Genomic DNA, 1586 nt, shown 5'->3' on the forward strand with positions numbered 1-1586 from the left:
CCATCTTCGGCGCTTTCTTCCAGGCTGCCGACCAGGCGTTGGTAAACGCCCTTGCCCAGCTCCTTGCCTAGCTCCACGCCCCACTGGTCGAAGGCGTTGATGCCCCAGATCACGCTCTGCACGAACACCTTGTGCTCGTACATCGCCACCAGCGCGCCCAGGCGGCGCGGGCTGATGCGTTCCACCACCAGGGTGTTGCTCGGGCGGTTGCCCGGGATGACCTTGTGCGGGGCCACCTTTTCGATGTCCGCTTCGTTCAGGCCTTTGCCACGCAGTTCGGCTTCGGCATCCTCGCGGGTCTTGCCCAGCATCAGCGCCTGGCTTTGCGACAGGCAGTTGGCGTACAGCCACTGATGATGGTCGGCCACCGGGTTGAAGCTCACCACCGGCACGATGAAGTCGGCCGGAATCAGCTGGGTGCCCTGGTGCAGCAGCTGGTGGTAGGCATGCTGGCCGTTGCAACCGACGCCACCCCAGATAACCGGACCGGTGTCGGTCTTCACCGGGGTGCCGTCCTGCAGCACGCTCTTGCCGTTGGACTCCATGTCCAGCTGTTGCAGGTGCTTGGTAATGTTGCGCAGGTAGTGGTCGTACGGCAGGATCGCGTGACTCTGGGCGCCCCAGAAGTTGCCGTACCACACGCCCAGCAGGGCCAGCAGCACCGGCATGTTCTTGTCGAACGGCGCGGTCTGGAAGTGCTGGTCCATGGTGTAGGCACCGGACAGCAGTTCCTTGAAGTTGGCGGTACCGATGGCCAGGGCGATCGGCAGGCCGATGGCCGACCACAGCGAGTAGCGCCCGCCCACCCAGTCCCACATCGGGAAGATGTTTTCTTCGCGGATGCCGAAGGCCACGGCGGCGGCCTTGTTGCTGGAAACGGCGATGAAGTGGCGATACAGCTCGGCTTCCGAGCCGCCCTGGGCCAGGTACCAGGTACGCGCGGCCATTGCGTTCTTCAAGGTCTCGAGGGTGTTGAACGACTTCGACGAGACGATGAACAGGGTGGTTTCGGCGCGCAGGTTGGCCGACAGCTCGTGGAACTCACTGCCGTCGATGTTCGCCAGGTAGTGGCAGCGCACGCCGCGCTGGGCGTAGGGCAGGAGCGCCTCGGACACCAGTTCGGGGCCGAGGAACGAGCCGCCGATGCCGATGTTGACCACGTCAGTGATCGGCTTTTCGCTGTAGCCACGCCACAGGCCGTCGTGAATGCGGCCGACCAGTTCGGTGATCTGGTTGAGCACCTTGTGTACTTCCGGCATGACGTTCACGCCGTTGACGCTGAGCTTGTCGCCTACCGGACGGCGCAGGGCGGTGTGCAGCACCGGGCGACCTTCGGAGGCGTTGATGATTTCGCCGCTGAACATCGACTTGATGGCGTCCTGCAGGCCCACTTCGTTGGCCAGGTTCACCAGCAGGTCGCGGCTTTGTTCGGTGATCAGGTTTTTCGAATAGTCGAGGAACAGGCCGCAGGAGCTCAGGGAGAACTGGTCGAAGCGCTTGGTATCGGCGGCGAAAGCTTCGCGCATGCTGAAACCTTGCATGGCGTCGCGGTGTTGCTGAAGCGCCTGCCAGGCGGGCAGGGCCGT

General features: G+C 63.7%; 1 protein-coding gene. It reads right to left on the reverse strand.

Features of this window, described 5'->3' with window-relative positions; all coding sequences use genetic code 11:
- Positions 1–1586 (reverse strand): glucose-6-phosphate isomerase (gene pgi / locus CAG18_RS25885; RefSeq protein ID WP_085721826.1); only part of this gene is annotated, 1586 nt, incomplete at both ends.

The sequence above is a fragment of the Pseudomonas sp. B22(2017) genome (assembly GCF_002113105.1).
Lineage (GTDB): Bacteria > Pseudomonadota > Gammaproteobacteria > Pseudomonadales > Pseudomonadaceae > Aquipseudomonas > Aquipseudomonas asiatica.